The sequence below is a fragment of the Marinobacterium lutimaris genome, assembly GCF_900108065.1.
GTDB lineage: Bacteria > Pseudomonadota > Gammaproteobacteria > Pseudomonadales > Balneatricaceae > Marinobacterium_D > Marinobacterium_D lutimaris.
Genome location: NZ_FNVQ01000002.1, coordinates 698,290 through 719,371, shown reverse-complemented (window position 1 = coordinate 719,371; position 21,082 = coordinate 698,290). Strand labels below are relative to the sequence as shown.

At 56.4% G+C, this 21,082-nt stretch carries 18 protein-coding genes and 5 tRNA genes; 18 read left to right on the top strand and 5 right to left on the bottom strand.

Features of this window, described 5'->3' with window-relative positions; translation table 11 throughout:
* The first annotated feature begins 172 nt into the window (after nucleotides 1-172).
* The 11 genes from alaS to C4S72_RS13660 all read left to right on the top strand — a co-directional run bounded on the left by alaS (nucleotide 173) and on the right by C4S72_RS13660 (nucleotide 10,277).
* A complete protein-coding gene (alaS, locus tag C4S72_RS13710; RefSeq protein ID WP_104003868.1) occupies nucleotides 173-2,770 on the top strand; it encodes an alanine--tRNA ligase in 2,598 nt (865 codons plus the stop codon).
* A 52-nt stretch (nucleotides 2,771-2,822) separates the two neighbouring features.
* Nucleotides 2,823-4,058 carry an aspartate kinase gene (locus C4S72_RS13705; protein ID WP_104003706.1) on the top strand — a complete coding sequence of 412 codons (1,236 nt, stop codon included), beginning with the start codon at nucleotides 2,823-2,825 and terminating at the stop codon, nucleotides 4,056-4,058.
* 158 nt (nucleotides 4,059-4,216) lie between these two features.
* A complete protein-coding gene (csrA, locus tag C4S72_RS13700) occupies nucleotides 4,217-4,408 on the top strand; it encodes a carbon storage regulator CsrA (protein WP_104003705.1) in 192 nt (63 codons plus the stop codon).
* Between the two features lie 127 nt (nucleotides 4,409-4,535).
* Nucleotides 4,536-4,624 (top strand) — tRNA-Ser (locus C4S72_RS13695).
* A gap of 4 nt (nucleotides 4,625-4,628) precedes the next feature.
* Nucleotides 4,629-4,705: transfer RNA gene (locus C4S72_RS13690), tRNA-Arg, on the top strand.
* 35 nt (nucleotides 4,706-4,740) lie between these two features.
* Nucleotides 4,741-4,817: transfer RNA gene (locus tag C4S72_RS13685), tRNA-Arg, on the top strand.
* 30 nt (nucleotides 4,818-4,847) lie between these two features.
* Nucleotides 4,848-4,924: transfer RNA gene (locus C4S72_RS13680), tRNA-Arg, on the top strand.
* 26 nt (nucleotides 4,925-4,950) lie between these two features.
* Complete coding sequence (thiI, locus tag C4S72_RS13675) at nucleotides 4,951-6,426, top strand: tRNA uracil 4-sulfurtransferase ThiI (protein ID WP_104003704.1); 1,476 nt, start codon at nucleotides 4,951-4,953, stop codon at nucleotides 6,424-6,426.
* 442 nt (nucleotides 6,427-6,868) lie between these two features.
* Nucleotides 6,869-7,120: an OadG family protein gene (locus tag C4S72_RS13670; RefSeq protein WP_104003703.1), complete on the top strand. Its 252-nt coding sequence runs from the start codon at nucleotides 6,869-6,871 to the stop codon at nucleotides 7,118-7,120.
* Nucleotides 7,121-7,166: 46 nt separating this feature from the next.
* The gene (gene oadA / locus C4S72_RS13665; RefSeq protein WP_104003702.1) at nucleotides 7,167-8,954 is read left to right on the top strand and encodes a sodium-extruding oxaloacetate decarboxylase subunit alpha; all 1,788 of its coding nucleotides are present in this window, start codon (nucleotides 7,167-7,169) and stop codon (nucleotides 8,952-8,954) included.
* 21 nt (nucleotides 8,955-8,975) lie between these two features.
* Nucleotides 8,976-10,277: a sodium ion-translocating decarboxylase subunit beta gene (locus tag C4S72_RS13660; protein ID WP_104003701.1), complete on the top strand. Its 1,302-nt coding sequence runs from the start codon at nucleotides 8,976-8,978 to the stop codon at nucleotides 10,275-10,277.
* A 274-nt stretch (nucleotides 10,278-10,551) separates the two neighbouring features.
* On the opposite strand, the gene C4S72_RS13655 is transcribed toward C4S72_RS13660, so the two are convergent.
* Entirely contained in the window at nucleotides 10,552-11,472 is a 921-nt protein-coding gene (locus tag C4S72_RS13655; protein WP_104003700.1) for a histone deacetylase family protein, read from the bottom strand.
* A gap of 326 nt (nucleotides 11,473-11,798) precedes the next feature.
* On the opposite strand from C4S72_RS13655, the gene C4S72_RS13650 reads away from it, so the two are divergent.
* A complete protein-coding gene (locus C4S72_RS13650) occupies nucleotides 11,799-13,397 on the top strand; it encodes a response regulator (RefSeq protein ID WP_104003699.1) in 1,599 nt (532 codons plus the stop codon).
* Nucleotides 13,398-13,461: 64 nt separating this feature from the next.
* Here C4S72_RS13650 and C4S72_RS13645 read toward each other — a convergent pair.
* The 4 genes from C4S72_RS13645 to flgA all read right to left on the bottom strand — a co-directional run bounded on the left by C4S72_RS13645 (nucleotide 13,462) and on the right by flgA (nucleotide 15,392).
* Nucleotides 13,462-13,536 (bottom strand) — tRNA-Arg (locus C4S72_RS13645).
* Nucleotides 13,537-13,584: 48 nt separating this feature from the next.
* Nucleotides 13,585-14,073: a flagella synthesis protein FlgN gene (locus tag C4S72_RS13640; protein WP_104003698.1), complete on the bottom strand. Its 489-nt coding sequence runs from the start codon at nucleotides 14,071-14,073 to the stop codon at nucleotides 13,585-13,587.
* Nucleotides 14,074-14,094: 21 nt separating this feature from the next.
* Nucleotides 14,095-14,421: a flagellar biosynthesis anti-sigma factor FlgM gene (flgM, locus tag C4S72_RS13635; protein ID WP_104003697.1), complete on the bottom strand. Its 327-nt coding sequence runs from the start codon at nucleotides 14,419-14,421 to the stop codon at nucleotides 14,095-14,097.
* A gap of 191 nt (nucleotides 14,422-14,612) precedes the next feature.
* Complete coding sequence (gene flgA / locus C4S72_RS13630) at nucleotides 14,613-15,392, bottom strand: flagellar basal body P-ring formation chaperone FlgA (protein ID WP_104003696.1); 780 nt, start codon at nucleotides 15,390-15,392, stop codon at nucleotides 14,613-14,615.
* On the opposite strand from flgA, the gene C4S72_RS13625 reads away from it, so the two are divergent.
* The 6 genes from C4S72_RS13625 to C4S72_RS13600 all read left to right on the top strand — a co-directional run bounded on the left by C4S72_RS13625 (nucleotide 15,391) and on the right by C4S72_RS13600 (nucleotide 21,023).
* Nucleotides 15,391-16,329 carry a chemotaxis protein CheV gene (locus C4S72_RS13625; RefSeq protein WP_104003695.1) on the top strand — a complete coding sequence of 313 codons (939 nt, stop codon included), beginning with the start codon at nucleotides 15,391-15,393 and terminating at the stop codon, nucleotides 16,327-16,329. The genes flgA and C4S72_RS13625 overlap by 2 nt on opposite strands.
* Nucleotides 16,330-16,343: 14 nt before the next feature.
* Complete coding sequence (locus tag C4S72_RS13620) at nucleotides 16,344-17,183, top strand: CheR family methyltransferase (RefSeq protein ID WP_104003694.1); 840 nt, start codon at nucleotides 16,344-16,346, stop codon at nucleotides 17,181-17,183.
* 197 nt (nucleotides 17,184-17,380) lie between these two features.
* A complete protein-coding gene (gene flgB, locus C4S72_RS13615) occupies nucleotides 17,381-17,779 on the top strand; it encodes a flagellar basal body rod protein FlgB (RefSeq protein WP_104003693.1) in 399 nt (132 codons plus the stop codon).
* A 2-nt stretch (nucleotides 17,780-17,781) separates the two neighbouring features.
* Nucleotides 17,782-18,216 carry a flagellar basal body rod protein FlgC gene (gene flgC, locus C4S72_RS13610; RefSeq protein ID WP_104003692.1) on the top strand — a complete coding sequence of 145 codons (435 nt, stop codon included), beginning with the start codon at nucleotides 17,782-17,784 and terminating at the stop codon, nucleotides 18,214-18,216.
* Nucleotides 18,217-18,237: 21 nt separating this feature from the next.
* The gene (locus C4S72_RS13605) at nucleotides 18,238-18,915 is read left to right on the top strand and encodes a flagellar hook assembly protein FlgD (RefSeq protein ID WP_104003691.1); all 678 of its coding nucleotides are present in this window, start codon (nucleotides 18,238-18,240) and stop codon (nucleotides 18,913-18,915) included.
* A 14-nt stretch (nucleotides 18,916-18,929) separates the two neighbouring features.
* On the top strand, nucleotides 18,930-21,023 hold the full coding sequence (locus tag C4S72_RS13600) for a flagellar hook-basal body complex protein (protein ID WP_104003690.1): 2,094 nt from the start codon (nucleotides 18,930-18,932) through the stop codon (nucleotides 21,021-21,023).
* Nucleotides 21,024-21,082 lie beyond the last annotated feature (59 nt).

Sequence of the window (21,082 nt, the reverse complement as noted above, 5' to 3'; positions counted from 1 at the left end):
TATATACTGTTCCGCCATTTTTTGCGGTGTTTGCACGCGCCAGGGCGCGAAAAAGCTAATCGAATGACCAGATTGTGCTCTGGTGTTTGAGTTCGGCGGCTGCGCCAGAGACATTCCCGCTGTTTTACGCAGCAATAGGAAACTAGGAAAACGGTTTATTCAGATGAAATACATGACGAGTGCCGAAATTCGCCAGGCGTTCCTGAACTACTTCAACGAACATGGCCATGAGATCGTTCCCTCCAGCCCGCTGGTGCCTGGCAACGACGCGACCCTGCTGTTTACCAACGCCGGGATGGTTCAGTTCAAGGACGTATTCCTGGGTACTGACAAGCGCTCCTATAGCCGCGCAACCACCTCTCAGCGTTGTGTCCGCGCCGGTGGCAAGCACAACGACCTGGAAAACGTCGGCTACACCGCCCGTCACCACACTTTCTTCGAAATGCTGGGCAACTTCAGCTTCGGCGACTATTTCAAGCGCGATGCGATCAAGTTTGCCTGGACCTTTCTGACCGAAGTACTGGGTCTGCCGAAAGAGAAACTTTGGGTCACCGTGCATTACACCGATGATGAAGCGGAAAAGATCTGGAAAGAGGAGATCGGCGCCGATCCCGAGCGTTTCTCCAAGCTGGATGAAGACAACTTCTGGTCCATGGGTGATACCGGTCCCTGCGGCCCGTGTTCAGAGATCTTCTTCGATCACGGCCCGGAAGTGGCGGGCGGCCCTCCAGGAAGCCCGGACGAAGACGGTGACCGTTACATCGAGATCTGGAACCTGGTCTTCATGCAGTTCAACCGCTCCGCCGATGGCGAGATGACGCCGCTGGCCGCGCCGTCCATCGATACCGGCATGGGGCTGGAGCGTATCGCTGCAGTCATGCAGAAGGTCCACAGCAACTACGAGATCGACCTGTTCCAGAACCTGCTCAAGGCTACCGCCGAAGTGCTGGGTCAGCAGGATATTACTGCCAAGTCACTGCGCGTGATTGCGGACCATATCCGTTCCTGCGCCTTCCTGATTGTCGATGGCGTGCTGCCGTCCAACGAAGGCCGCGGTTACGTGCTGCGCCGCATCCTGCGTCGCGCCGTGCGTCACGGCAACAAGCTCGGTGCCAAGGGTACGTTCTTCCATAAGCTGGTTGCTCCGCTGGTGGCCGAGATGGGTGAAGCCTATCCGGAACTGAAAGAGCTGCAGGCGCAGGTTGAGCGCGTCATCCTTAAAGAGGAAGAGCAGTTCGCTCGTACCCTGGATAACGGTCTGTCACTGCTGGAGCAGGCGATTGCCGATCTGGATGGCAAGGTACTGCCCGGTGAAACCGTATTCCGTCTGTATGACACCTACGGTTTCCCGGTCGATCTGACCGCCGATGTGGCCCGTGAGCACGAAGTCACCCTGGATATGGATGGCTTTGAGTCCGAGATGCAGAAACAGCGTGAAAGAGCGCGTGCTTCCGGTCAGTTCTCCGTGGATTACAACGCCCGTATCGAGGTGGACGGCGAAACCCGTTTCACCGGCTACGAAGCCTACGAAGACCAGACCAAGGTGGTCGGCCTGTTCCGCGATGGCGAACCGGTTAACCAGCTGAGCGCCGGCGAGCGCGGCACCGTGGTGCTGGAAAACACCTCTTTCTACGCCGAGTCTGGCGGCCAGGTAGGCGACAGCGGTGTGCTGCGCTGGGATCGCGGCCTGTTCAACGTCGGCGACTGCACCAAAGAGGGCAAGGTCCATCTGCACCATGGTGAAGTGGCCGAAGGCGTGCTGGAAGTCGGCAACAGCGTAGCCACCGAGATCGATGTGGAAAAACGTCGTGCGGCGGCTCTGAACCACTCTGCAACCCACCTGCTGCATGAAGCGCTGCGCATTGTGCTCGGCAGCCACGTACAGCAGAAAGGCTCTCTGGTTAACGAAGATCGTCTGCGTTTCGACTTCTCTCACTTTGAGGCCGTGACCGACGAAGAGCTGCAGCAGGTTGAAGATATCGTCAACGCTCAGATTCGCGCCAACACTGAGGTGACCACCGAGGTGATGCCGATCGACGAAGCCAAGGCCAAGGGCGCTGCGGCGCTGTTCGGCGAGAAGTACGACGAAGTGGTGCGTGTGCTGAGCATGGGCGAAGACGGCTTCTCCGTCGAGCTCTGCGGCGGTACCCACGCCAGCCGTACTGGCGATATCGCGATGATGAAGATCGTTTCCGAAAGCGGTATCGCCTCTGGCGTACGCCGTATCGAAGCGGTCACCGGTAAGGCGGCGCTGAACTGGTTCCGTACCACCGAAGCGGTGGTGGGCGATCTTTCCTCACTGGTTAAGGGTACTCGCGACTCGGTGGTGGAAAAGGTGCGTAACCTGAATGACCGCAACCGTCAGCTGGAAAAAGAGATTGAGCGCCTGACCGCCAAGCTGGCTTCTGCTGCCAGTGGTGATCTGCTCAACCAGGTGATCGAGGTCCAGGGCATCAAGGTGCTCGCGGCCAAGCTGGAAGGCGTTGAGGCCAAGTCTCTGCGTGACAGCATCGATCAGCTGAAGAACAAGCTGGGCAGCGGTGTGGTTGTGCTGATGACCGCCCAGGGCGAAAAGGTCAGTGTTGCCGCTGGCGTCACCAAGGATCTGACCGACCGCGTCAAGGCCGGTGATCTGGTACGTGACCTGGCAGCTAAACTGGGTGGTAAGGGCGGTGGCCGCCCGGATATGGCGCAGGGTGGCGGAACCGACGCATCGGCTATGCCGGCGGCGCTGGAGTCGGTGCCGGAGCTGGTATCCCAGGCACTCTAAGATAGGCGATAGGCGCCCTGGCAGGGGCGCCGTTTGGGAATAGATACAGAAAATGGCGTTATACGTTCAGAAATATGGCGGCACCTCGGTGGGCTCGGTAGAGCGTATCGAAGCTGTCGCGGAGAAGGTTCAAGGGTTCCGCGAGCGCGGTGATGATGTGGTCGTGGTTGTCTCTGCCATGAGCGGCGAAACCAACCGTCTGATCGGCCTGGCCAACCAGATTCAGGACACGCCCGACCGTCGCGAGATGGATGTGCTGGTTTCCACCGGTGAGCAGGTCACCATCGCACTGCTGGCGATGGCGCTGAAGAAGCGTGGCGTCGATGCCCGCTCCTATACCGGCGGCCAGGTCAGGATTCTGACCGACACCTCGCACGGCAAGGCGCGTATCCAGGATATCGAAACCCAGCGTATGCGTTCCGATCTGGAAGCGGGTCGCGTGGTAATCGTTGCTGGCTTCCAGGGCGTTGATGAGCAGGGCAATATCACTACCCTGGGTCGTGGTGGTTCAGATACTACCGGTGTAGCTCTGGCGGCGGCGCTGAAAGCCGACGAATGTCAGATCTATACTGATGTGGATGGCGTATATACCACCGATCCGCGTGTGGTGGCCGGCGCCCGTCGTCTCGACAAGATCACCTTCGAGGAGATGCTTGAGATGGCGAGCCTGGGCTCAAAAGTGTTGCAGATTCGCTCGGTGGAGTTCGCCGGCAAGTACAAGGTGCCGCTTCGCGTGCTGTCCAGCTTCCAGGACGGTCCGGGCACGTTGATCACAATAGAGGATGAAGAAACAGTGGAAAAACCCGTTATTTCCGGCATCGCGTTCAACCGTGACGAAGCCAAGCTGACGGTGGTGGGTGTGCCCGATATTCCGGGTGTGGCATCCCGCATTCTGGGGCCGATCAGTCGCGAGAACATCGAAGTCGACATGATCGTGCAGAACGTTGGGGCCGATCAGACCACCGACTTTACCTTTACCGTTCACCGTAACGACTTCGAGCGCGCGCAGGCGATTCTCGAGAAGATCGTGGTAGAGCTGGGTGCCCGCAGCCATGGCGGCAACAGCAAGATCGCCAAGGTCTCTATCGTTGGTGTAGGCATGCGCTCCCACGCGGGTGTCGCGAGCAAGATGTTCGACGCCCTGGCGCAGGAGAACATCAACATTCAGATGATCTCCACATCTGAGATCAAGGTCTCTGTGGTGATTGCTGAGAAATACATGGAGTTGGCGGTTCGAGCCCTCCATGCGGCGTTCAACCTGGATAGCGCAGACACTGTCTGCGAATAAATACGAGTTGCTGGCCTTTTGAGCTATATTGAATATCAGAACATCCTGAACTTAGTTAAGGTTGCAGACTCTGTTGTATATGCTTAATTGTAGAGTCAATGTAGCTAGGATGTATCAAAAGGTCAGCGCCCCACAGGACGTAATAAGGAGATCCGCCAATGCTGATTCTTACCCGCCGTGTAGGTGAAACCCTGATGGTCGGTGATGAAGTCACCGTCACTGTTCTGGGAGTAAAGGGCAACCAGGTCCGGATTGGTGTTAACGCACCTAAAGATGTATCCGTGCACCGTGAAGAGATTTACCAGCGCATTCAGCGCGAAAAAGGCGACAACGACGACTCTCAGGAGTGATCAGAAGGGGGGCGCGAAGCGTCTCCTTCTGCAGTTGTCTAGCGGTGATATTTTACCCACCAGATTTTTTTTCAAATTAGTGCTTTCCTTTTGAAAATCAGTCTTGTAGTATACGCGCCGTTGTCAAGGTGAGATGGCCGAGTGGCTGAAGGCGCACCCCTGCTAAGGGTGTATACCTCTTGGGTATCGAGGGTTCGAATCCCTCTCTCACCGCCATTTAGCGCCCGTAGCTCAGCTGGATAGAGTACCTGGCTACGAACCAGGCGGTCGCACGTTCGAATCGTGCCGGGCGCGCCATTAAATGGACAACATGCGGTAAAGCTTTCAAGTGTGCGCCCGTAGCTCAGCTGGATAGAGTACCTGGCTACGAACCAGGCGGTCAGAGGTTCGAATCCTCTCGGGCGCGCCATCCTTTGATCGTTAAATCCGTTTTCGGCATGCGCCCGTAGCTCAGCTGGATAGAGTACCTGGCTACGAACCAGGCGGTCAGAGGTTCGAATCCTCTCGGGCGCGCCACTTCTAACTCCCCCACGTATCGCCTCATGAAATTCATCATCAAGCTCTTCCCTGAGATCACTATCAAGAGCCGGCCTGTCCGCAAGCGCTTGGTCGCACGTCTCCAGAACAACATCCAGATCATTCTTGGTCGTATCCATCCTGAAGTGAAAGTCAGTGCCTTCTGGGACAAGATCGAGGTGGTTTACGAAGGCGGCCTGTCCAGCATGCCGGCAACCCTGCGCGATGACCTGGTCGATGCGCTGAAGCGTATCCCTGGCATTCAGACCTTCCTGGAAGTTGAACAGCATCCGCTGGAAGACTTTCATCAGGCCTACGAGCGTACCCGTGACGCCTATGCCGAGAGGCTCAAGGGAAAGACCTTCAAGGTGCGTGTACGCCGTTCCGGCAAGCATGAGTTCACCTCGGTGGAGATGGAACGTTACGTCGGTGGTGGCCTGCGTCAGCACACTGAAGCGGCTGGCGTTGATGTGCACAAGCCTGAGGTCTGGGTAGACCTTGAGGTGCGTGACGACCGCCTGTTTATCGTCACCGATATTCATCCTGGTCTGGGCGGTTATCCGCTGGGTACCCAGGAGCCGGTGCTGTCTTTGATCTCCGGTGGTTTCGACTCGATCGTTGCCTCCTGGATGACCATGCGTCGCGGCTGTAAAACCCACTTCCTGTTTTTTAACCTTGGTGGTCATGCCCACGAGATCGGTGTGAAACAGGTTTCTCTGTACCTGTGGAAGCGCTATGGCTCCTCTGCGCGCGTTAAGTTTATTACCGTGCCGTTTGAAGAGGTGGTCGGTGAAATCCTGCAGAGCGTTGATCGTTCGCACATGGGTGTCGTGCTCAAGCGGATGATGATGCGTGCCGCAGACAAGGTGGCTGATCGCATGAATCTGCCGGCTCTGGTGACCGGTGAGAGCATCGCCCAGGTTTCCAGCCAGACGCTGCCTAACCTGAATCTGATCGACAACGTCGCCGAGCATCTGGTGATCCGCCCGCTGGTGACCATGGATAAGCCGGATATCATCGAGTACAGCCGCCAGATCGGCTGCTTCGAGTTTGCCAGCGCCATGCCGGAGTTCTGCGGTGTCATCTCTGACAAGCCCACCACGGCCGCCCGTAAGGAGCGTGTCGAGCGTGAGGAGTCCGGGTTTGATTTCGAGGTGCTGGAGCGCGCCCTGGAGTCGGCTGAAGTGATCTCCATCGATGAGATTGTGGAAAACCAGAACATCAACTCCGAGATCCAGGCGCTGACCCGCGTTGACGCCAACCAGTCAATCATCGATATCCGTGCGCCGCACGAAGAGGAGCGCAAGCCGCTGAACCTTCCTGGCTGCACGATCCTGAAGATCCCGTTCTACGATCTGGAAACCAAGATCAAGACGCTGGATGGTGAGCGTGAATACCTGCTTTACTGCGAAAAGGGCGTGATGAGCCAGATGCACGCTCAGAGCCTGGTAGAGAAAGGGTTCGAGAATATCGGCGTTTACCGTCCGGCAAGCGCCAAGTAAGCTGTTTTGTGGCGCTGGCCGCCGCTTGCGTAACCATGCTACAAAGTGAAACCGGGCACCTATTGGTGTCCGGTCTGACCGGAGTCAATTCCGCGTCGCAAACCCGGTGGTCGGGTTCGTATCTCTATATTGACAGGGATAGCTCGGCTACCTAATTTGTTTTATCCCCGCTGATAGCCTTTCCTTGGCAAGGTGCAAAAACGACTTTTGCACTGAATGTCGCCGAATTTCTGTAAAAAAATTACATATCCTCTTGAATCTTGCTTTTACCCATAGAGTTCGGGATAGAATAGCCGCTCGGTTGCGTTGCTTTACTTGTGCACAAGTATCAGTAACTTGCCGGTTCATCCGTCCATGCAGGTCCTGGCACAAGCAAGTTGACCGGCGCGGCCACAAGCCGGAATGGACGAAAGGGTTATGTAACGAACAGGAGCACCCATAGATGGATAGTCTGTTAACGGAAGGCCTGGAACTGATGGTCTTTGGTATGGGATTCGTCTTTGTCTTCCTGACGCTGCTGGTTTTCAGCACAGGCGTCATGTCGAAGCTGGTGAACAAGTACGTACCGGCACCTGCGCCTAAAGCGGCACCGGCACGCAAGCCCGCCCCGGCGGCAGCCAGCGCTGGCGCAACTGCCAATAACGACGAACTGGTCGCCGTTATGACGGCCGCCATCAAGAAGTATCGCTCGTAAGTAGCGTACAAATAATCATAAACGAGATTGAGATAAGGCCAATCCCATGTCCGACGCAAAGAAAGCACTAGGCATTACCGACGTCGTACTGCGAGATGCGCATCAGTCCCTGTTTGCCACTCGCCTGCGACTGGACGACATGCTGCCGATCGCAGAAAAACTCGACAAAGTCGGTTACTGGTCACTTGAAAGCTGGGGCGGAGCGACCTTCGATTCCTGCATTCGCTACCTTGGCGAAGATCCCTGGACCCGTATCCGTGAACTCAAGGCTGTCATGCCCAACACCCGTCAGCAGATGCTGCTGCGCGGCCAGAACCTGCTGGGCTACCGCCATTACGCCGACGATGTGGTCGAAAAGTTCGTAGAGCGCGCCGCTGTCAGCGGTATCGATGTGTTCCGAATTTTCGATGCGATGAACGATCCGCGTAACCTGGAAACCGCCATCAAAGCGGTCAAGGCGACCGGCAAGCACGCCCAGGGTACTATCTCCTATACCACCAGCCCGGTGCACACCGTCGAGAACTGGGTCGAGTACGCCAAAACTCTGGAAGAGCTGGGCGCCGACTCCATCTGCATCAAGGATATGTCCGGTATCCTGACGCCTTACGGTGCTTTCGATCTCGTTTCCCGTCTGAAAGCCCAGACTGGTCTGGAAGTGCAACTGCACGCCCATGCTACCGCTGGCCTTTCCGATATGACCATCCTCAAGGCGGTGGAAGCCGGTATCGACCGTGTCGACACTGCGATCTCCTCCATGTCCATGACCTACGGCCACACCGCCACCGAGTCCGTTGTAGCTGCGCTACAGGGTACCGACCGCGATACCGGCCTGGATCTGGTTCAGCTGGAAGAGATTGCCGCTTACTTCCGTGAAGTGCGGAAGAAGTACGCCAAGTACGAAGGCTCTCTGCGCGGTACCGATTCCCGTATCCTGGTCGCTCAGGTGCCGGGTGGCATGCTGACCAACATGGAAAGCCAGCTGAGAGAGCAGGGCGCTGCCGACAAGTTTGACGAAGTGCTGGCGGAAATCCCGCGCGTGCGCGAAGACCTGGGCTTTATCCCGCTGGTGACGCCGACCTCTCAGATCGTCGGTACCCAGTCTGTGATCAACGTCCTGATGGGCGAGCGCTACAAGACCATCTCCAAAGAGGTGCAGGGCATCCTCAAGGGCGAGTACGGTGCAGCGCCTGCGCCTTACAACGCTGAACTGCAGGAACGTGTTCTGGCCGGTGCCGAGCCGATCACCTGCCGTCCGGCGGATCTGCTTGAAGCCGAAATGGACAAGCTCAGCGCTGAGCTGAAAGAGATTGCCGGCCAGAAAGGGATCAAGCTGGAGCAGGGCGAGCATCAGATCGATGACGTACTGACCTATGCACTGTTCCCGCAGATCGGCCTGAAATTCCTGGAAAACCGTGGTAACCCCGACGCCTTTGAACCAGCCCCGACGCTTGAGGACGCAAAAGCCATGACAGCACCGAAGAAATCCGGACCGGAAGTCTACACCATCACCGTAAATGGCCAGAACTACGTGGTTCAGGTAGCTGAAGGTGGCGATATCTCCAACGTTGCAGCTGCTCCGGCCGCCGCTCCCGCTCCGGCCGCTGCTCCGGCTGCAGGCCCGGGTGAAGAAGTGCCGGCGCCGCTGGCTGGCAACATCTGGAAAGTGATGGTCAACGCAGGTCAGGCGGTTCAGGAAGGCGACGTGCTGGTGATCCTGGAAGCGATGAAGATGGAAACCGAAGTGCGTGCAGCTCGCGCTGGCACCATCGTTAGCGTCGACGTCAAAGAGGGCGATGCCGTACAGGTAGGCGATTCTCTGGTCACTCTGGCCTGAAGCCACGTAAAGGTGTGAGTAATGGATAAACTACTCGATCTATGGGTGGCATCGGGGATCTACAACATCAGCCCCGGGCAGGCGCTGATGATGGCGATCGGCCTGCTGCTGCTCTTTCTTGCGATCCGCAAGAACTTTGAGCCGCTGCTGCTGGTGCCGATAGGCTTCGGTGGCATCCTCGCCAACATCCCGGAAGCGGGGCTGGCGTTCTCGGCGGTGGAAAACGCGATCCACTTCGCCAAGCCGGAAGTGCTGGCAAGTCTCGCTGGCGCACTGGGTGTCGATTCCGTCGATCCCCATGCGATTCTCGACGCCTACAAGGGCGCGACCCATTCGGCGCATACCGCGGCGACTGATGTGGCTCTGGACTCCGGTTATGCCAACGGCATGCTGTATAACTTCTACAGTGTGGCTATCGCCTCGGGTGCCGCGCCGCTGATCATCTTCATGGGTGTGGGCGCCATGACCGACTTCGGTCCGCTGCTGGCTAACCCGAAGACGCTGTTCCTCGGTGCTGCTGCCCAGTTCGGCATCTTCGCCACCGTACTGGGTGCGGTTGGCCTGAGCATGACCGGCGTGATGGACTTCACCATTCAGGATGCGGCTGCTATCGGCATCATCGGTGGTGCTGACGGCCCTACAGCGATCTACGTCGCCAGTATGCTGGCTCCGCAGTTGCTGGGTGCTATTGCTGTTGCTGCTTACTCCTACATGGCGCTGGTGCCGTTGATTCAGCCACCGATCATGCGCGCGCTGACCACCGAGTCCGAGCGTAAGATCAAGATGCATCAGCTGCGTCACGTCTCCAAAACCGAGAAGATCCTCTTCCCGATCCTGCTGTTGATCCTGGTGGCGCTGCTGCTGCCGGATGCGGCGCCGCTGTTGGGTATGTTCTGCTTCGGTAACCTGATGCGTGAGTGTGGTGTTGTAGATCGTCTGAGCGATACTGCCCAGAACGCGCTGATCAACATCGTAACCATCTTCCTGGGTCTGTCCGTGGGCTCCAAGCTGAGCGCCGACAAGTTCCTGGATCTGGAAACCCTCGGTATCCTGGTTCTGGGTGTTATCGCTTTCGGTATCGGTACCGCCTGTGGCGTACTGATGGCCAAGCTGATGAACAAGCTTCAGGGCGGCGATGCGATCAACCCGCTGATCGGTTCTGCGGGCGTGTCTGCTGTGCCTATGGCTGCGCGTGTATCCAACAAGCTTGGTCTCGAAGCGAACCCGCAGAACTTCCTGTTGATGCACGCCATGGGCCCCAACGTGGCCGGCGTTATCGGCTCTGCGGTTGCGGCCGGTGTGATGATCAAGTTCGTCGGCTGATTGTTCAGCGTCGTAGTAATAGAAAAGGGCTGCCATCCGGCAGCCCTTTTTCGTTCTCTCTAGTGCCCGATCAGCGTGAGCTAGCTGGCTTTTCGTAGGAGCGGCGCCTCCACCGCGATCACCTGCCGTGGTTTGAAATGGCTGTGGTGCCGTGTTCAATCGGCGCGAAGGCGCGCCTCCTACTTTGACTCGGTGGTTTTTCGTAGGAGCGACGACCCCGTCGCGATCACCCGCCAGAATTTAACGCCCGCCGCGACGCTTTTTGCTTAGTACCTCAGGCCGACAGCGCTTCCAGGTGCGCCAGTACGCTGAAGGCGAGGGCGATAGGGTTGTAACCCCCTTCCAGTACGGAAACGATACGATCCTTGCAGTGCTTGTGCGCTACCGCCATCAGTTGCTCGGTGACCCAGCGGTAGTCTTCCTCTTCCAGGTTCAGATCCGCCATGGGGTCTTCCTTGTGCGCATCAAAGCCGGCGGATATGAAAATCATATCGGGCTTGTGCTCCTCAAGGGCGGGAAGCCAGCGCTTTTCCACCGCTTCGCGCCATTCGCTGGCCGGGCTGAACGCGGCCAGCGGGCAGTTGATGATGTTCGGGCGGTCTATCTCGCAGTAGCGTTCCGGATAGAACGGGTGCTGAAAAGTGGAGCAGACCAGCACTTCCGGGCGGTCCTTGAAAATATCCACAGTGCCGTTGCCGTGGTGTACGTCGAAGTCGAGGATTGCGACCCGTTCAATACCTTCGTGCGCCAGTGCGTGCGCTGCTGCTATGGCAACATTGTTGTAGAAGCAGAAGCCCATGGCAGCTTTGAATTCGGCGTGGTGGCCGGGCGGACGGGTGGCGACAAAGGCGTTTTTTACCTGGCCGGACAGCACCTGGTCAGTGGCCAGTACGGCGCCACCGGCAGAAAGGCTGGCGGCATGAAGGGAGTCTGGGCAGAGGGCGGTGTCTTCATCGGTGTAGACCACGCCTTCGGTGGGAAGCTTCATCTCCAGGCGAGTCTGGTGCAGTTCGGCATGAACCCGCTTGATCTGCTCGGGCTCTACATGGGGTGCCTGGAGTGACAGTAGCTGCTCGATCAGGCCGGAGCGCTCCAGCACACGCTGAATAGCGTGCAGGCGTATGGGGCTCTCCGGATGTTCCGGGCCCATATTGTGAAGGCCGCAGTCCTGATGGCTGATGTATGCTGTTGTCATTATTAGTTCCTACTTCCCATCTGCTCACATCTTATTACAAATGCGCTTCGCTGCCTTTAGGGCGAAGGTATTAGGGAGCTTTCTGGGCCTCTGAGCCTTTCTTGACTCAGGTCATAACGCCTGGGGCGTTGCTGGCGTAATCTGCACTCACAGCATAGAACTGTCTTTGGCACCGAATGTTTTCACCCAACATCGGTGCCTTTTCTTTTTCTGCCGCCCGGCATTCTTCTTCGCTCTCCTAACTCTCTGTATACTGGGGTTTGAACTCCCGACTTCTATCTTCGGAACTGGCTTTGCCCGGTTCAACAGGGTGAGCGAATACGCTAGTGGCTCCGCCGAAAATCGATTACTCCGACAAAAATGTCCTGCTTGTTGATAGCAGCGGCAACATGCGCTCGACCATCTTTTATATGCTGCGTGAATTGGGTGTCCAGAATCTGAGGGCTACCACCGTCAGCGAGCGCGTGTTGGAAATGATTCGGGAGGAGGCGTTCGACATTATTCTGCTGGGCCACAACAGCAGTGATCTGGTCAGCGGTGCGCAGATCCTGGAAGAGGCGCGCTACCGCGGCTATATCCGCCCCACGGCAGGCTGGATCTTTATGACATCGGATGCGTCCCAGGAGTTGGTGCTTCATGCCATCGACAGTCGTCCCGATTTTCTGCTCACCAAGCCATTTTCCGTCGAAGAGCTGAAGCAGCGCCTGGATCAACTGGTGCTGCGCAAACGCACCCTTTTCCAGGTTGAGCAGGCCATTGAAATTGGTGATCTGGAAGCGGCGGTTGATGCGTGTCGAGAGATTCCCGCTTCTGATCCCTGCTATGAGCAGGCGATGCGTCTGCGTGGTCGTTGCCTTATCGATCTGGGGCGAACCCAGCAGGCTTGTGAGGAGCTGGAGCGTCAGTACTGGAAAGACGACGATAAGGACACAGGCCTGTTGCTGGCGGAAGCTCTTTGCCGCCTTGAGCGCCTTAACGACGCCGAAGAGCTGCTGAATGGTTTGATTGAGTCGTATCCGCTGCTCATAGCTGCTTTCGATCTGCTGGCCAAGGTTCACGAGCGCAACGGTATGCTGCATGACGCGCGGGAAACGCTGAAGGAGGCGACTCAGAAGGCCCCGCTGGGTATTCCTCGGCAGATGGAGCTGGGACGAGTTGCCACTCAGTCCAAGGCGCTGGATACGGCGGAGGGTGCTTACAAGCGCTCCATCGTTTTGGGGCGGCGCAGTTGCTTCCGTTCACCCGAACCTTTTCTGCGACTGGCTAACGTGCGTCGCCTGGAGATGCAGGGCGCGGATGAGCGCCGTAGCGTCGAGTTGCGGAACGAGTTCGATACCCTGCTTAACAACGCCGAATACAACTTTCCTAAGGATCCTGCGCTGAAGGTTAAGTCAGCGCTATTGCGCGGCAAGATGGCGGGGGATCTCGGTGAGGAAGATGAGGTTAATCGCTTCCAGAAAGAGGCTCAGCGTTATAACCAGGCGCTGGATAATCCCATGGATCTGGCCCGCGAGGATCTTGTCCTTAGTGGCGACAAGGTGCCGCTGCTGGAGCCACAATCAGCGGCTGCCCATTCCCACGTGCGCAGAGACCAGGAGATGGCCGCCAAGGTCAATCGTCTCGGCATCAAGCATTACATGGCGGGCAAGCTTTCCCAGGCAACGCGTTACTTTGGTCTGGCGATCGAATACGACCCGGGTTACCCCGTTGCCTTGCTCAATCTCGCCCAGCTTTACCTGGAATCCGCCAGGGATAATGTGAACCGTCGCGATGAGCGTCTGAAAATGGTGGATCGCTATCTGCGTCTGACGCAGCAACTTCCGCTGGATGCGGCGATGCAGCAGCGTGTCGATGCGTTCAAGGAGTTGCGTCAGCATCCGGTGGAGGAATTGCCTGGCGGATCGCTCGCGGTGTTACTGCGCTGACAGATGACTGTTATCGGTATGGCATGGAGGTTCCGGCAGAGAGTAGCCGGAAAGAGGCAAAGAGTGGTCTCCCCACAGGGACTCGAACCCCGATCTAACCCTTAGGAGGGGTTTGTTCTATCCATTGAACTATGGGGAGACGGCGCGCATTGTAACGGCAAAGAGCTGCTGTCGCCAGTGGCAGGGTTCAGGCTTTGCCTATGCGGCTTTGGGTGCTGAAGTTGTTGCGTGCGCCAGAACGGCCGTAGAGTTCGCTTTTCTGGTTTTTCCCCTGCAGCAGATTGAGCAGGCGAGCGGTGTTTTCCTGGCCGCGATGCACCAGTTGCTGGTTGATCTGACTGGCCTTCTGAACCTGTTCAAGCAGTTGGTCCAGCTCTATCCAAGCATCTGCCAGAGGTTTGGCTTCTGTTACCGGCAGATCTGCCAGGAAACTGTCCCAGCCTTCGGCGGAGAGTTCTATGCCCTGGGCTTCCATGGCGCCGTGGCGCTCATTGAAGTTTGCGCCGACACGGTTCAGCAGATCGGCCTTGAGCTCAGTGGCTTTCTGGATGCCATCCAGGTCACGTTTCTCCAGAGCGACGCGCTCTTCAGAGAGTAGCTCGTTGAGCTCACGCAAAAGCTCCACGCCCTGAGTGATCAGAGGGTGGAGTTGCTCGGAAGTCTGCGGGTTGGACATCGGTCGGCCGCTTGCCTGGGCTTAGCTGAACAGGGAGTCGAATGCGAGCATGCGGTCTGCGACGCGCTCTGCATCTACTTTATATTCACCACTGTCGATCGCAGCCTTGAGCTCGGCCACGCGATCACTGTTTACATCCGGCTCAGATTCCAGCTTCTGTGCTGCGCCCTGAATAGCCTGGGCGGCATCGCTGATCTTCACCGTATCCGGTGATCCCTGGTGGACCGATGGCTGAGCGGGGACAGACCCACCGGCGTTGCCGGGAGTGTTCTGCTGCTCATTGTTAATCCGGGTACCCCGTCCGTTGCTCCCCTGAGCGTTGGAAAGGCCGGTTATATCCATTGCCATCTTTCATACCTCTTATCTGTTACAGCTAAGGGTATCGGTTAGCCGGTCGGAAACTTTAGGTGAATTTTTAAAAAAAACTGACAAAAATCATCGGAGACTCCAAATCAGCTCCGAAGCTTCTTGAAATCACAGTATAACCTCGGTGCGTATGTGGGCCAACTGCCGGCTTTGGCTGAGCTGAAATAGAGTCTTCAATCCATCCTGACGGTGCCGGGCCCGGTAACGGTACCGCGCAGTTCACGTCCCGAGCGCAGATTTTTGACATCGATCTGCTGATTCAGATGGCCATCTTCCTGAGCGATTCCCTTGGTTCTAATCACCAGACTGCCCTTGAGTGCTTCCAGAGTTACCTGATCGCCGCGGCGCACCGCCAGCGTTGCTTCAAGTGACCTTGGGGTGATCACCTCGCCGTTATCGATTGGTGTTCTTGCAGTTTGTCCTGCCACATCCTGCAGGCGGGTAAAGTAATCGCCGCGCAAGCGGGTGACGTTCTGCTCGGTCAGTGTCAGTGCTGCAGCCTGTATCTTGCTGTTTCTGGGGATTGGCCGCGCAGCGGTGACAACGTCGATAAACTGTTCGACGCGAGCCGTCACAAACAGGCTCCAGGGGCGGGGTGAAGAGCAGCTGACTTTGGCAGTTATGCGTTCGCCACTGGCAAAGGGCAGGTCTATAGCTAGGCTGTGATTGCAGGGTGTCAGAGAAAGAGTGCGGTTGGTGGGGTTTACTGTTACCTTTGTGCGACTATCTGGTACTCTTGAGCGGTAAGTCTCCTCGATGGTCGACTTGACCTGATTCTCTATGTCAGAGTTGATATCGCTGGCCGCGACAGAGGGTCGTGATGGAAAAGCCAGAAAGGTGGCGATGAGCACACCAAATAGTATTATATTGCGGAAGTTCACGCCTGAGTCCTGATTGTGCAGGGCGTTTCGATAGGGCATTACTACGCTGGCCTTGGGGTTTGGATCGATCATGTCAGGTATCTTGGATAGTGTAAACCTACGTACCCAGATGGTGGGGCAGAACCGGCTGGAGCTGCTTTTATTCGGTCTGGAAACCTCTCAGAAATACGGTATCAACGTCTTCAAGGTGCGTGAGGTGCTGCAGTGCCCCGAGCTCACAGAGGTGCCTCGCCAGACGACCGCGATCAAGGGTATGGCGCACATCCGCGGCGAAACTATCCCGGTGCTGGATCTTTCCGAGGCGATTGGTCGTCGTCCGATCCCGGAAGAGGATCAGCTCAAGTGTTTCCTTATTGTTGCTGAGTATAACCGTCGTACGCTGGCGTTTCTGGTGCGCAAGGTGGACCGGATATTCAATACCCAGTGGGATCAGATCATGCCGCCGCCGGCAGAGATCGGCTCCGAAAACTACCTGACCGCCGTATTCGAACATGAAGGCAAGCTGATCGAGATCCTCGATGTCGAGCAGATTCTTGCCGATCTTTATCCCATGCCCACAGATGTCAGCGACGAGGTGGCGACCGCTCAGGTGCGTCAGCGTGCACAGCAGTTCCATGTGCTGATCGTTGATGACTCTGCAGTGGCACGTAACCAGATGCAGCGCTCGCTGGAAAGTCTGGGGGTTAAGGTGACGTCTGCCAACAACGGCAAGCAGGCCTGGGATCTGCTACGCGGTATGGCTGACAAGGGCATCGACATCGAAGACGCCTTCCTGATGGTTATCTCTGATATCGAGATGCCGGAGATGGACGGCTACACCCTGACTGCGATGATCCGTGAAGATACCCGTATGCAGCGCATGCATGTGGTGCTGCACACTTCACTTAGTGGCGGCTTTAACGTCTCGATGGTGAAAAAAGTGGGGGCTGATGGCTTCCTGGCTAAATTTAACCCTAACGATCTGGCGTCGGTTGTGGTCAACCGTATCAACCAGGTTCGTGAGGTCTGAGGGCAGGTTCAACGGTGACTCACGCTTTCAGTATCACCACGGAAGATTTCCGTCAGTTCAGCAAGTTTCTTGAAGAGAGCTGCGGAATTCTGCTGGCGGAACACAAGCAGTACCTGGTGCAGAGTCGCCTCAGCAAAATCATGCGCGAACAGGCCTGTGGTTCGCTTAAGGATCTCGTCGATCGCCTTAAGCGGCCCGGCGGCAACGCCTTGAAAGAAAACGTCATCAACGCGATGACCACCAACGAAACCCTCTGGTTTCGTGATATCCATCCCTACGATATTCTCGCCAAGCGGCTGCTGCCGGAGATCGCTGCGGAGCGTAAGTTTCAGAAGCTGAGAATCTGGTCTGCGGCCTGTTCCACCGGCCAGGAGCCCTATTCGATCAGCATGGTGATCGATGAATTCAAACGCTCCAATCCGGGGTTGTTCAGCTCAGGCGAAGAGATACTTGCCACCGATATCTCCACGCAGGTTCTGGATCAGGCCAAACGCGGTGAATATGAGATGCTGGCGCTGAGCCGAGGGTTGTCTCAGGAGCGTCTGAAAAAGTATTTCAACTCCTCAGCTGATGGTTCCTGGCAGGTGCAGCAGGGTATCAAGTCTCGGGTCCGCTTCCAGAGTATTAACCTTCTGGGGCAGTACGGCGCCCTGGGGCAGTTCGATATCATCTTCTGCCGTAACGTGCTGATCTACTTCTCTTCCGACGTGAAACTGGAAATTCTGCGCAAGATGCGTCGCCAGCTTCGCCCGGGAGGTTATCTTCTGCTAGGGGCGTCTGAATCCCTGTCCGGCCTGTCCGATATCTACAAGATGATTCACTGCCGCCCCGGTATTATCTACCAGGCGATCTAAGCCTGTTCGGGAGCGGCAAGGCGGCAGCTATTGCCGCCGGCAGAGGCACCCCGTTGCCGCTTCGCTCAACCTGAAATATCCCTTTGCTCTTCCAACCCGCGTTATAGCGGTGCTTTTCTCACTCCGGCTCACTCTGGTATGCCATTTGCTTTACTCCTTGAGCAGCCAATTCCACGGGCAGCCAAGAGGAGAGCTCAATGGCCATCAGTTTCGATTCTGCACTGGGTATTCACGACGACGCACTGCTGCTGCGTGCACGCCGTGCCGAAGTGCTGGCCAATAACATCGCTAATGCCGACACACCGGGCTTTCAGGCTCGCGACATCGATTTTGCGGCGGTACTGCGCGGTGAGCAGAGCGCCATGAGTATGGAGCTTGAAACCACCTCTGTCGGGCACAGCAGTGACTTTATCGAGCCCGACTTTGCCGCCGAGCTGATGTTCCGCAATCCGCATCAGCCGTCGGTGGATGGCAATACCGTGGAAGTACAGGAAGAGATGGCGCGCTACACCGATAACGCCATCCGTTTTCAGAGCTCCTTTACCTTCCTGAACAGCAAGTTCACGGGCCTTGTCAGCGCGATTACAGGTGAATAACGATGTCATTGTCTAACGTATTTGGAATCGCCGGCTCTGCCATGAACGCGCAGAGTATCCGTCTGAACACCACCGCCAGTAACCTGGCCAATGCCGAAAGTGTCAGCTCCAGCGAGGGCGAAACCTATCGTGCCCGCAAACCGATTTTCTCAGTGCAGCAGCCGACCGCGGATGATTACACCGCCGTTGAGGCTGGCCTGGTGCCGGGGCAGGGCGTGCAGGTGGATGGCATAGTCGAAAGCGATGCACCGCTGCGCATGGCCTATGAGCCGAGTCATCCGATGGCGGACGAAAATGGTTACGTGTACTACCCGAACGTCAATGTCGTGGAAGAGATGGCAGATATGATCTCCGCCTCCCGCTCTTTCCAGATCAACACGGAGATCATGAACACCGCCAAGCAGATGCTGCAGCGCACGCTGACGCTTGGGCAGTGATTGGGTTAAGAGGATAACGCCATGAGTACAGTAAACGGCGTCGGTAACAATAACGTTTATGACCAGATAAACCAGGCCAATCAGTCAGGCGCGAACACTGAACAGAGCCAGTCGGCTCAGGATAGTCAGATGTTCATGGAGCTGATGATTGCCCAGCTGCAGAATCAGGACCCCACCAACCCGGCGGATACCACTGACTTTATGCAGCAGATAGCGACCATGAGCCAGGTGGAAAGTCTCAACACGCTGGTGAGCACGGTGGAAGATATGAGTAATTCCATGCTTAGCAGCCAGGCTGCCTTGCAGGCTTCCTCTATGGTTGGACAGACCGTGTTTACCGAGGGTGGCGATAAAACCCTGTATCAGGAAGGCTCATACGCTCGCGGCATGGTGTCTCTGGACGCCAGTGCACCTAACGTCAGTATTGAGATCTATGACGCTAACGGTCAGCTGGTCTCTACGGCTTCCATGGGGAACCTGGAAGCAGGTGATCATGATTTTGTCTGGGGTGGCGAAGGTTATCCGGCGGGTGAGTATTCGCTGGTGGCGAAGTCGACTTCCGGTGACGGCATTACAGAAGTACCCATATTCACTGGCCAGACTGTTAACAGTGTATCCCTTGGGCAGAACGGTATCGGTATGCGCGTTAATACCGATGCGGGCTCATTCAGCATGAACGATATTCGTCAGATCGGCTAAGCGAGGATTATTAAATGGCAGGTTTTAACACGGCCGTAACTGGCCTGAAGTCAGCATCGTCGCTGCTCGACGTGGCGGGTAACAACATTGCTAACTCCAGTACCGTGGGCTTTAAATCCTCACGTACCGAGTTTGGTGATATCTACGCGACTGCTGTAGTAGGTGCGGGTTCGAGTAACACTGCGGGTTCTGGTGTGACCGTAACTGATATTGCGCAGGACTTCTCTGGCGGTACCATCGAGTTCACCAACAGCAACCTGGATCTGGCAATCAACGGCTCCGGCTTTTTTCAGCTGGATGATGGGCAGGGCAATATCACTTACACCCGCGCTGGCGCCTTCGAGCTGGATAAAGACGGCAACATCGTCAGCAAGAACGGTAAGTTTTTGCAGGGCTATGGTCTGGATGCCCAGGGTAACCAGTTACCGATTCAGAATCTGTCAGTGACCGAAAAGGAAAGCCCGCCTAAGGGTACTGAGCAGATCGATCTGTCATTCAATATCAACTCGAACGCCAATGCAGAAGATCTGAGTCGGGTGTTCAACAGGACCGATCCTGGTTCCTACTCCTACTCAACCACTGTAGGTACCTTCGACAGCCTCGGTAACGAGCACAGTATCCGGTTTTATTTTGCCGAGCAGCGTCCGGTCCGTGAAGTTTATGAGTTCAATGGCATGGGTACCGTAGATAATGCGGCACCGTCCATCGACTTCGGTGGTCAGGCGATGCTGTCTGATTTTAACCTCGATGACATTGGAGCGTTAACTCCTGCACAGGATTCTGCAGACCCTGATACGCTCTACTTTACTCAGGCCACCGATGGCAGTGGTAACTGGGTGTTGACCGCTGCTTCAGTAGAGAAACTGCAGCAGGATGGTGGTGATCCGCGTATAGCTGCAGATACGGTTTATGTGGATGACGCCGGCTCACTGCATTTTGAGGCGAACGCCGAATATACCGGCTACGGCGATTATGCGGTGCTTGATTCCAGTGGGGATGAGGTGGTCAATGCGCTTACCGGTAATAACTCTGAGCGCGACTCCAATGAGGTTCAGTATCTGCGACTCGATAGCTCGCTGTTCACTGCAGGCCCTGATGCTAACCTTCTGAGCTCTCCGGTCACGATCTCTGTCGCTGGGATCAGCATCGAGGTGACGGATACTGGCGAGAAAACGATCGATGATGTCGGTGAAGAGATTGCCACCTATGAACAGGAGATTCTGGATAGTAATCCAGATATCGAATCTGTTGTTTATAACGCCAACAACAACCGTCTGGAAATTACCTGGAAGGCTGATGCTGGCGATGTTGATCTGGCTGACGTAAATCAGACAGCCCAGCTCTTTACCCCGGATGGCTCTGAGATCGCCGTTGAAGCGTACAAGGGTGATAACAGTTACGTAGGTGTTTATCGTGCTTATGCGTTCTTGAACGATACCGAGCAGCTGAACATCGGTAAAACGCCAGATCCGGGCGCGGGCGGTGCAGGTGGTGCTAATCCCAGTGAAGTAGGGCCTATTCTTATTAGCTTTAACTCCACAACGGGTGTGCTGGAAGAAGTTAACGGTGAGCGAGTGGCAGGAAATGGCCAGGCTCCGAATATCACCATTCTTGGCGCGGATCCCGCTAACCCGGAAGATCGTATTCTGGACTCGGATATCGATCAGCTTGCCGGTATCCAGCTGGATATTACCGACTCAAGCCAGTTCGCCTCAGAATCGATTGTTAAGAGTCAGCAGCAGGATGGTTACACCAAGGGTGACCTGATCGGCGTAAGCTTCGCCGAAACCGGTGAGATGGTGGCGAGTTACTCCAATGGCCAGCGCGCCAACCTGGGGTTGGTCGCCGTGGCTACCTTTGAAAACCAGGATGGCCTGCAGCCCAGCGGTAACACCGAGTGGATAGCGACTCTGGCCTCCGGCAACGCGATCGTAAACCCGCCGGGTACCGGTCTGAACGGTACTCTGCGTTCTGCCGCTCTGGAACAGTCCAACGTCGATCTGTCGGAAGAGTTGGTGAAGCTGATTGAAGGTCAGCGAAACTTCCAGGCCAACTCCAAAACCCTGGAAACGCTGAACACCGTGACCCAGGCAATTCTGCAGATCTAACCTGCTATAAGCGCCTGGCTCCAGGCGGCTACCGCGGCGAGCGCTTCGCACCCATCTTA

What these genes read in the sequence shown, in the direction of transcription:
- flgA (WP_104003696.1), bottom strand. Translation starts at nt 15,392, where the DNA reads ATGATCGATCCAAACCCCAAGGCCAGCGTAGTAATGCCCTATCGAAAC.
- csrA (WP_104003705.1), top strand. Translation starts at nt 4,217, where the DNA reads ATGCTGATTCTTACCCGCCGTGTAGGTGAAACCCTGATGGTCGGTGAT.
- C4S72_RS13600 (WP_104003690.1), top strand. Translation starts at nt 18,930, where the DNA reads ATGGCAGGTTTTAACACGGCCGTAACTGGCCTGAAGTCAGCATCGTCG.
- C4S72_RS13670 (WP_104003703.1), top strand. Translation starts at nt 6,869, where the DNA reads ATGGATAGTCTGTTAACGGAAGGCCTGGAACTGATGGTCTTTGGTATG.
- C4S72_RS13655 (WP_104003700.1), bottom strand. Translation starts at nt 11,472, where the DNA reads ATGACAACAGCATACATCAGCCATCAGGACTGCGGCCTTCACAATATG.
- C4S72_RS13660 (WP_104003701.1), top strand. Translation starts at nt 8,976, where the DNA reads ATGGATAAACTACTCGATCTATGGGTGGCATCGGGGATCTACAACATC.
- C4S72_RS13705 (WP_104003706.1), top strand. Translation starts at nt 2,823, where the DNA reads ATGGCGTTATACGTTCAGAAATATGGCGGCACCTCGGTGGGCTCGGTA.
- C4S72_RS13605 (WP_104003691.1), top strand. Translation starts at nt 18,238, where the DNA reads ATGAGTACAGTAAACGGCGTCGGTAACAATAACGTTTATGACCAGATA.
- flgM (WP_104003697.1), bottom strand. Translation starts at nt 14,421, where the DNA reads ATGGCAATGGATATAACCGGCCTTTCCAACGCTCAGGGGAGCAACGGA.
- C4S72_RS13625 (WP_104003695.1), top strand. Translation starts at nt 15,391, where the DNA reads ATGTCAGGTATCTTGGATAGTGTAAACCTACGTACCCAGATGGTGGGG.
- oadA (WP_104003702.1), top strand. Translation starts at nt 7,167, where the DNA reads ATGTCCGACGCAAAGAAAGCACTAGGCATTACCGACGTCGTACTGCGA.
- flgC (WP_104003692.1), top strand. Translation starts at nt 17,782, where the DNA reads ATGTCATTGTCTAACGTATTTGGAATCGCCGGCTCTGCCATGAACGCG.
- C4S72_RS13640 (WP_104003698.1), bottom strand. Translation starts at nt 14,073, where the DNA reads ATGTCCAACCCGCAGACTTCCGAGCAACTCCACCCTCTGATCACTCAG.
- flgB (WP_104003693.1), top strand. Translation starts at nt 17,381, where the DNA reads ATGGCCATCAGTTTCGATTCTGCACTGGGTATTCACGACGACGCACTG.
- thiI (WP_104003704.1), top strand. Translation starts at nt 4,951, where the DNA reads ATGAAATTCATCATCAAGCTCTTCCCTGAGATCACTATCAAGAGCCGG.
- alaS (WP_104003868.1), top strand. Translation starts at nt 173, where the DNA reads ATGACGAGTGCCGAAATTCGCCAGGCGTTCCTGAACTACTTCAACGAA.